Origin of the sequence: Rhizobium sp. NFR07, assembly GCF_900111905.1 — a bacterium.
In the GTDB taxonomy this organism is placed as follows: domain Bacteria; phylum Pseudomonadota; class Alphaproteobacteria; order Rhizobiales; family Rhizobiaceae; genus Neorhizobium.
Genome location: NZ_FOKM01000023.1, coordinates 67603 through 75804, shown reverse-complemented (window position 1 = coordinate 75804; position 8202 = coordinate 67603). Strand labels below are relative to the sequence as shown.

Below are 8202 nucleotides of genomic sequence, written 5' to 3'. Positions count from 1 at the left end.
AATCGGCAATACTGCTCTTGTTGCGGATGTTGAAAACCGCCGCAGCCTGACGATGGGAAAGCCCATCTTCCCATATCCGATGAAGTACCGATAGCTTGAACTCGGCATCGTAGCGGCTGAACTTCTTCTCCAGCCCCGAAAGACCGTGAGCCGCATGGATTGCCACCCACTTGCGAACCGTCGAATGATCAATCCCGAACCGAGTGCCGATCGCACGGAAACCATCCGTACCACCCGCATAGGCAGACACCACCGACTGCTTGAACGATATGCTGTATCTAGACATGCAAAACCCCGAAAAGTTGGGTCCAACTTTCCGGGGTCAGTTCAGATGGGCGGGCCGTTTGTCTATCAGCTGTTGCCGCGGGTGCGGGCAGAGCCTTCCACCGCAGGCTTATAGTTCGGGTCGAGCCGCACTGCGTGGGAATAGGACTTATAGGCGCGGGCACGATCGCCGCGGCGCTCGTAGACCAGTGCCTGGTTGGCCCAGGATTCCGCCAGCTTGTCGTTCAGTTCGATCGCATGGTTGAAATCGGCGAAGGCGTTATCGTCGTCGTTCAGGGCGACATAGGAAATGCCGCGGCCGTTATAGGGTTCCGGCGAGCCGGACGAGAGCGAGATGGCCTTGGAGAAATCCTCGATCGCCTGGGCGTGCTGGCCGCGCACCTGATAGATCAGGCCGCGATTGTGATAGGCGCGACCGTCGGTCGTGTCGAGCTGGATCGCCTTGTTGAAGTCGTTGAAGGCTTCGTCGTTACGGCCCGCCTGGCGATAGATATTGCCGCGGCCGATATAGGCGACGTCGTAGTTCGGGTTCAGCTGAAGCGCACGATTATAATCGTTGGCCGCGTCGGCCGGCCGTCCCATGTTGCGATAGACCAGGGCGCGGTTGGCATAGGCCTGGTAGAATTGCGGGTTGAGCTGGATGGCGCGGTTGAAATCGTCCACTGCGCGCTTGAACTCGCCGGCGCGGCCGTAGGCGGAGCCGCGGCTGTTATAGCCTTCCGGATCCTGCGGATTGGCGTTGATGACGGATGTCAGCGAGGCGATGTTTTCCTGGGAGCCCTGGGCACGGTCGACGCGTATGAGGTCGGTGGTCGTCGGGCCAGTGGCGCAACCCGCCAGCGTCATCACGCCGAGCATGGCGGCTGGCAAGAAGATCTTTGCCGAGGGAAGGGAAGCAATCAGCGAAAGGCCGGAATTGCGGTACACGTCAGTCACAACGGCAGTCTTTGCGGCCATAAGGCGCGATTCCTCGTCCCAGCATTGAAACGGCCATTTGCGGACCGTTTGAAATTAAAAAAGCGGCGGCGCCCAAGTCGCCTCCGCTCCATAATCACATAAAAGCGTCGAAAAGACGGCCGATCAACGAGCGGGGCGCGGGGTCGACGGAAGCAGGCCTTCGCGCTGCATGCGCTTGCGAGCCAGCTTGCGGACGCGACGAACAGCTTCAGCCTTCTCGCGAGCACGCTTCTGCGACGGCTTTTCGTAGTAGTCGCGCATCTTCATTTCGCGGAAAATACCTTCGCGCTGCATCTTCTTCTTGAGAGCGCGGAGAGCCTGGTCAACATTATTGTCGCGGACAAGTACCTGCACGTGAAATCCCGTTCCTTTGGTTTGTTACTCGCCTGGGAACCAGCGGATTCGAGGCGAAAGAATACTCATGCCCGGCGTCAAGCCGTGCGATTGGTGAAGGCAGATAGCAGATGAGTCCGCCGAAGTCCAGATGCGCTTTGGTGGTTAACACGAAAAATGGTTGCGCCGGCAACAAGGGTGTTCGTGCGCTGAGTGGAGTCTATATGGAACGCAAGGCGAGCCGCTTCCAGGTCCATTTGCCTTTAATGAGGCTTTCGGCGCGGCTGGTCGATCATATTTCGGCCCATTGGGTTACTGCAGGAGAGCTTCATGCGCAGCGCCATCTATTCCAGTTTCGGCAATCCCGCCGAGGTCCTTGCCATAGACGAGCGGCCGACGCCCGAGCCGGGACCGGGCCAGGTGCGAATCCGCATGGCGATGGCGACAATCCATAATCACGACCTGCTGACGATCGCAGGGAAATATGGTGTGAAGCCAAGCCTTCCGGCCGTGGCCGGGACGGAGGCCGCCGGTATAGTCGATGCCTTGGGCGACGGCGTCACCCACCTCAAGACCGGCCAGCGGGTCATGGTTTCAGGGCAGGGGACCTGGGCGGACTACTATCTCGCGGATGCGGCGCGTGCCGTGCCACTGCCAGATTCGATCCCGGATGAAGCGGGAGCGCAGCTCGTCTCGATGCCGCTCAGCGCGCTTGCGTTGCTGGACTTCGTCGAGGCACAGAAGGGCGACTGGATCATCCAGAACGCGGCCAACGGCGCAGTCGGGGTGGCGCTTGCGATGTTCGCCAGGCGCCGTGGCATCAACGTCGTCAATCTGGTCAGGCGCGATGACGCGGTTGCCGAGCTGGCCGATCTCGGTATTGGCAATGTCGTCTCCACCTCCTCGCGGGAATGGACACAGGAGGTGGCACGGCTGACGGGCGGCGCTTCCATCAGGTTTGCCATCGACGGTGTCGGCGGTTCATCCTCGGGCGAGCTTCTGTCTGAACTCGGCGAGAAGGGTACGCTCGTTTCCTTCGGCTTGATGTCAGGAGAGCCGATGCAGCTCTCCGCCTCGGACATGATCTTCAAGCAGGCGGTGGTGAAGGGTTTCTGGCTGGCCAAGGTCGGGCCGACGATCGCGCCGGAAAGAATGAAAAGCCTGATCGGAGAGATCGTAGGGGGCGTTGCGAGCGGCGAGGTGAAACTCGGCGTGTCGGATATCTTTCCGCTCGACGATGTCGCAAAGGCGGTCGCCGCGGCGGCTGCTCCCCATCGCAAGGGCAAGGTGCTGATCCGGAGCTGACCCAAGCAAAATCAGCGGTGTCGAAACAATCTTCCGATGCGTCGCAATGTGGCCATTGCGGCGCATATTGATTTGCGATGGGTATCGCACTACCCAAAGGTCGCCGCTCGCCTGTCGATAAGACGCGCGATGGCGCCGAGTACGGGATCGAGCAAGGAAGAGAGGCGCGATGCGCAAATATTCGGTTTTCGCCATAGCTCGCGAGGCGATGCGTGCTCACAAGGGCTGGGAGGCGCAATGGACGTCTCCGGAACCGCGTTCGAGCTACGACGTCATCATCGTCGGCGCCGGCGGCCATGGTCTCGGCGCCGCCTATTATCTCGCCAAGGAACACGGCATCACCAATATCGCGGTGATCGAGAAGGGCTGGCTCGGCGGCGGCAATACCGGTCGAAACACGACGATCATCCGCTCCAACTATCTCTATGAAGAGAGCATGGACATCTACGAGCATTCCCTGAAACTGTGGGAAGGCCTGAGCCAGGATCTCAACTACAACACCATGTATTCGCCGCGCGGCGTGATGATGCTGTCGCACAATGTGCATGACCAGCAGTCGTTCAAGCGGCATATCAATGCCAACCGGCTCTACGGCATCGACAACGAGTGGCTGTCGCCGGAACAGGCCAAGGCCTTTGTGCCGGTTCTCGATATTTCCAAGACCGCGCGTTACCCGATCAATGGTGCCGCCCTGCAGCGCCGTGGCGGCACGGCCCGCCATGATGCGGTGGCCTGGGGTTATGCCCGTGCGGCATCCGATCGCGGCGTCCACATCATCCAGAATTGCGAAGTCACCGGCATTCGCCGCGGGCCGAATGGTGAAGTGCAAGGCGTCGAGACGTCCAAGGGCTTTATCGGCGCCAAGAAGATCGGTGTTTCCGCCGCCGGTCACTCGTCGGTCGTGATGGAAATGGCGGGCGTGCGCGTGCCGCTGCATTCCAACCCGCTGCAGGCGCTGGTTTCGGAGCCGCTGAAGCCGATCTTCCCCTGCGTCGTCATGTCCAACACCGTGCATGCCTATATCTCGCAGTCCGACAAGGGCGAGCTCGTCATCGGCGCCGGTACCGACCAGTACAATTCCTATTCGCAGACCGGCGGCCTGCAGATCATCACCCATACGCTGGATGCGATCTGCGAGCTCTTCCCGATCTTCCGTCGCGTGAAGATGATGCGCCAGTGGGGCGGCATTACCGACAACACGCCGGACCGTTCGCCGATCCAGGGCGTGACGCCGGTACCGGGCCTGTTTGTCAATTGCGGCTGGGGCACGGGCGGTTTCAAGGCGACGCCGGGATCTGCCAACTTGTTTGCGCATCTGATCGCAAAGAGCGAGCCGCATCGTCTGGCTGCCGGCCTGACGCTCGACCGGTTCCGCACCGGACGCCTGATCGACGAAGCGGCCGCCGCCGCCGTCGCGCATTGATAATTAGGGGAAAGACCAGATGCTTTTGATCCACTGCCCCTATTGCGAGGAAGACCGCTCGGAGCTGGAATTCCGATGGGCCGGCGAGGCGCATATCGCCCGGCCGGAGAATATCGCGGCGATTTCCGACGAGGAATTCGCGGAGTTTTTCTTCCTGCGCAACAACGAAAAAGGCCTCACCTATGAACGGTGGCGGCATATCCATGGCTGCGGTCGCTTCTTCAACGCGGCGCGCGATACGGTGAGTGACAGTTTCCTGATGACCTACAAGGCGGGCCTGCCCAAGCAGCCGGTGCCGGTCGCCGAAAGGTTTGCCGCGATCGCCGAGGAGACATCCGTCGAGACGTGGGAACAGACCGAAGGAGACGCACGATGAGCGGTTCCTCCAACACGACCGGCGCGTTCCGCATCAAGGGCGCCGGGCGCCACACGCCGGCGCGTACCGCCCGCTTCACCTTCGACGGCAAGAGCTACACGGCGTTGGAAGGCGATACGGTCGCCTCCGCGCTTCTGGCGCACGGTGTGCATCTGCTCGGCCGTTCGTTCAAATATCACCGCCCACGCGGCATTCTGACCGCTGGTCCGGAGGAGCCTAATGCGCTGCTCGACGTGTCGCGCGGTGCCGCCCGCCGCCAGCCGAACGTGCGCGCCACCGTGCAGGAAGTGTTCGACGGCGCAAAGATCGCCTCGCAGAACCGCTGGCCGTCACTTTCCTTCGATATCGGCGCGCTGAACGACGTCGTGTCGCCCTTCTTCGCCGCCGGCTTCTACTACAAGACCTTCATGTGGCCGCGCGAAGCCTGGCACAAGATCTACGAACCGATCATCCGCCGCGCCGCCGGCCTCGGCGTCGCCCCGACCGAAGACGATCCGGATCACTATGCCAGCCGTTATGTTCACTGTGACGTGCTGATCGCCGGTGCCGGTGTTGCCGGCTTGACCGCGGCGCTTTCCGCCGCTGCAACGGGCCAGAAGGTCATTCTCGTCGACGAACAGCCGGAAGTCGGCGGGGCGCTGCATTATGATGCCTCGACCATGATCGACGGCCAGAACGGTTATGATTGGGCGCAAGCTGCGGCTGCCAAGCTGAAGGCCATGCCTAACGTCACCGTGCTGACCCGCACGACGGTGTTCGGCTATTACAATCACGGTTTTCTCGGCCTTGTCGAACGCGTTACCGACCATGTCGCGCGGCCGGGCAGGGATGCTCCGCGCGAGCGGCTTTGGCAGGTGCGGACGAAGCGCACCATTCTTGCGACCGGCTCGATCGAGCGGCACATGGTGTTTGCCAATAACGACCGTCCGGGCATCATGCTGGCGTCTGCGGCACGCAGTTTTCTCAACCATCACGGCGTTGCCGTCGGCAAGAATGTCGGCGTCTATACGGCGCATGACAGCGCCTACGAAGCGGCCTTCGACCTGAAGCGCGCCGGCGTGTCGATCGCGGCGATCGTCGACAGCCGCGACAAGCCGGGTGAGGCGGTTCTGGCAGAAGCCCGCAAGCTCGGCATCGATGTGCTGACCGGCCATGCGGTGGTCGATACCGCCGGTCGCCTGCGCGTCTCGTCGATGACGGTGGCGCGCAACGGCAATTTCGATCGCCGCAAGATCAAGGTCGATGCGCTGATCGTCTCGGCCGGCTGGACGCCGTCCGTGCATCTGTTCTCGCAGTCGCGCGGCAAGCTGAAATTCGACGAGGCGAAACAGCGTTTCGTGCCGGATATCTATGCACAGAACAGTGTCTCCATCGGCGCCTGCAACGGCACCGACGATCTGCCCGAACTGATCGACGAAGCGATCACGGCGGGTGGCGGCTCGGTTGTCGTATCGGGCGAAAACAGGTTTGACTGGACGGGCGGCATGATCGGCGCGGCCGAAGGGGCCGGGCCGGAGACAGCGGTGAAGGCCTTTGTCGACTTCCAGCATGACGTGACGGCAAAGGACATCCGCCTTGCCGTGCGCGAGGGCATGCATTCGATCGAGCATATCAAGCGGTTTACCACCAACGGCATGGCGTCCGATCAGGGCAAGCTATCCAATATGCATGGTCTGGCGATCGCTGCCGAAATGCTCGGCCGGCCGATACCGCAGGTGGGTCTGACGACTTTCCGTGCGCCCTATACGCCGGTGACCTACGGAACACTGGTCGCCCATTCGCGCGGCGACCTGTTCGACCCGGCGCGCAAGACACCGATGCATGATCTCGAAGCAGCGGCAGGCGCCGAATTCGAGGATGTCGGCAACTGGAAGCGCGCCTGGTATTTCCCGAATCGCGGCGAGACCATGCACGAAGCGGTCAACCGCGAGTGCAAGACGGTGCGCGACATCGGCGGTGTCTTCGATGCCTCGACGCTCGGCAAGATCGAGGTGGTCGGGCCGGATGCGGCAGCCTTCCTCAACCTGCTCTATACGAACGCCTGGGACACGCTGAAGCCGGGCAAGAGCCGCTACGGAATCATGACCCGTGAAGACGGTTTCATTTATGACGACGGCGTTGTTGGGCGGCTGGCGGAAGACCGGTTCCATGTGACGACCACGACGGGCGGTGCGCCGCGCGTGCTGCATCATATGGAAGACTATCTGCAGACGGAGTTCCCGCATCTGAAGGTTTGGCTGACCTCGACCACGGAACAGTGGGCCGTGATCGCGGTGCAAGGTCCGAAAGCGCGCGAGATTATCCAGCCCTTCGTCGAGGGGCTCGATATTTCGGGCGAGGCCTTCCCGCATATGAGCGTTGCCGAGTGCACGGTCATGGGCGTGCCGGCACGCCTGTTCCGCATGTCATTTACCGGCGAACTCGGCTTCGAGGTCAATGTGCCGGCGGACTACGGCGCTGACGTCTGGAAGGCGATCTGGGAGCGTGCCGAAAGCATGGGGGCCTGCCTTTACGGCACCGAGACGATGCACGTGCTGCGCGCCGAGAAGGGCTATATCATCGTCGGTCAGGATACCGACGGAACGGTGACGCCCGACGATGCGGGTTATGGCTGGGCCGTTTCCAAGAAGAAGACGGATTTCGTCGGCATCCGTGGCCTCAAGCGCCCGGACCTTGTGCGCGAAGGCCGCAAGCAGCTTGTCGGGCTGCTGACCAAGGATCCGAAGGAAGTGCTGGAAGAGGGCGGCCAGATCGTCGCCGATCCGAACCAGCCGAAGCCGATGACCATGCTCGGCCATGTCACCTCGTCCTACTGGTCGGAAAATCTCGGCCGCTCGATTGCCATTGCGCTGGTCGCCGGCGGACGGGCACGGATGGGTGAGACGCTCTACGTGCCTATGGCGGACAGGACGATCGCCGTCGAAGTGACCGACATGGTGTTCGTCGACAAGGAAGGAGGCCGCATCCATGGCTGAACTAGCAACCCGTAGCCTTCCGCTATCCGGCGTCCATGGCGGTTCTGCCATCGTGCGGCTGGAGCCTGCGGCGCCCGCCACGCGCATTTCGCTGCGCGTCCGTGCCGAGGATGTGCCGGCTCTTTCGAGCGCTCTTGGCGTCGACCTGCCGATGAAGCCGAAGACGTCCGTCTACGCCAATGGCCGCACGGCGCTGTGGCTCGGACCGGACGAATGGCTGGTGATCGATGAAGGCGAAAGCGGGCTGATGACCGCAGCCGCCAATTCCGGCGCATTGCATTCGGCGACCGACGTCTCCCACCGCAACACGGCGATCCTGGTTTCCGGTGCCGGTGCGGCCTCCGCTATCAATGGAGGTTGCCCGCAGGACCTGTCGCTCGATGCCTTCCCGGTCGGCGCATGCTCGCGCACGCTGTTCGGCAAGGTGGAAGTCGTGCTGCTGCGGACCGCCGAAGATGCCTTCCGCATGGAAGTCTGGCGGTCGTTCTCGGACTACGCCTTCGGCCTTCTTTCGGAAGGCGCGCGGGACGCGGCTCTATGAGGCTTCG

The 8202-nt window shown here is 62.1% G+C and carries 8 protein-coding genes; 5 read left to right on the top strand and 3 right to left on the bottom strand.

Features of this window, described 5'->3' with window-relative positions; all coding sequences use genetic code 11:
- The 3 genes from BM216_RS31065 to rpsU form a co-directional block, all read right to left on the bottom strand.
- On the bottom strand, positions 1-286 hold a 286-nt coding region (locus BM216_RS31065; protein ID WP_143102847.1), incomplete at its 3' end, for a helix-turn-helix domain-containing protein.
- Between the two features lie 65 nt (positions 287-351).
- Positions 352-1242 carry a tetratricopeptide repeat protein gene (locus BM216_RS31060; protein ID WP_093003920.1) on the bottom strand — a complete coding sequence of 297 codons (891 nt, stop codon included), beginning with the start codon at positions 1240-1242 and terminating at the stop codon, positions 352-354.
- Positions 1243-1365: 123 nt separating this feature from the next.
- Complete coding sequence (gene rpsU, locus BM216_RS31055) at positions 1366-1596, bottom strand: 30S ribosomal protein S21 (RefSeq protein WP_093003918.1); 231 nt, start codon at positions 1594-1596, stop codon at positions 1366-1368.
- A 309-nt stretch (positions 1597-1905) separates the two neighbouring features.
- Here rpsU and BM216_RS31050 point away from each other — a divergent pair, with 309 nt between their 5' ends.
- The 5 genes from BM216_RS31050 to BM216_RS31030 all read left to right on the top strand — a co-directional run bounded on the left by BM216_RS31050 (position 1906) and on the right by BM216_RS31030 (position 8195).
- On the top strand, positions 1906-2880 hold the full coding sequence (locus tag BM216_RS31050) for a zinc-binding dehydrogenase (RefSeq protein ID WP_093003916.1): 975 nt from the start codon (positions 1906-1908) through the stop codon (positions 2878-2880).
- Between the two features lie 169 nt (positions 2881-3049).
- Positions 3050-4303: a sarcosine oxidase subunit beta family protein gene (locus BM216_RS31045; protein ID WP_093003914.1), complete on the top strand. Its 1254-nt coding sequence runs from the start codon at positions 3050-3052 to the stop codon at positions 4301-4303.
- A gap of 19 nt (positions 4304-4322) precedes the next feature.
- The gene (locus tag BM216_RS31040) at positions 4323-4679 is read left to right on the top strand and encodes a sarcosine oxidase subunit delta (RefSeq protein WP_093003912.1); all 357 of its coding nucleotides are present in this window, start codon (positions 4323-4325) and stop codon (positions 4677-4679) included.
- Positions 4676-7654: a sarcosine oxidase subunit alpha gene (locus BM216_RS31035; protein ID WP_093003910.1), complete on the top strand. Its 2979-nt coding sequence runs from the start codon at positions 4676-4678 to the stop codon at positions 7652-7654. The genes BM216_RS31040 and BM216_RS31035 overlap by 4 nt, the downstream gene beginning before the upstream one ends.
- On the top strand, positions 7647-8195 hold the full coding sequence (locus BM216_RS31030; RefSeq protein WP_093003908.1) for a sarcosine oxidase subunit gamma: 549 nt from the start codon (positions 7647-7649) through the stop codon (positions 8193-8195). The genes BM216_RS31035 and BM216_RS31030 overlap by 8 nt, the downstream gene beginning before the upstream one ends.
- Positions 8196-8202: the final 7 nt, after the last annotated feature.

Coding starts and splice junctions, on each gene's coding strand:
- BM216_RS31060 (WP_093003920.1), bottom strand. CDS start 1,242: ATGGCCGCAAAGACTGCCGTTGTGACTGACGTGTACCGCAATTCCGGC.
- BM216_RS31035 (WP_093003910.1), top strand. CDS start 4,676: ATGAGCGGTTCCTCCAACACGACCGGCGCGTTCCGCATCAAGGGCGCC.
- BM216_RS31040 (WP_093003912.1), top strand. CDS start 4,323: ATGCTTTTGATCCACTGCCCCTATTGCGAGGAAGACCGCTCGGAGCTG.
- BM216_RS31045 (WP_093003914.1), top strand. CDS start 3,050: ATGCGCAAATATTCGGTTTTCGCCATAGCTCGCGAGGCGATGCGTGCT.
- BM216_RS31030 (WP_093003908.1), top strand. CDS start 7,647: ATGGCTGAACTAGCAACCCGTAGCCTTCCGCTATCCGGCGTCCATGGC.
- BM216_RS31050 (WP_093003916.1), top strand. CDS start 1,906: ATGCGCAGCGCCATCTATTCCAGTTTCGGCAATCCCGCCGAGGTCCTT.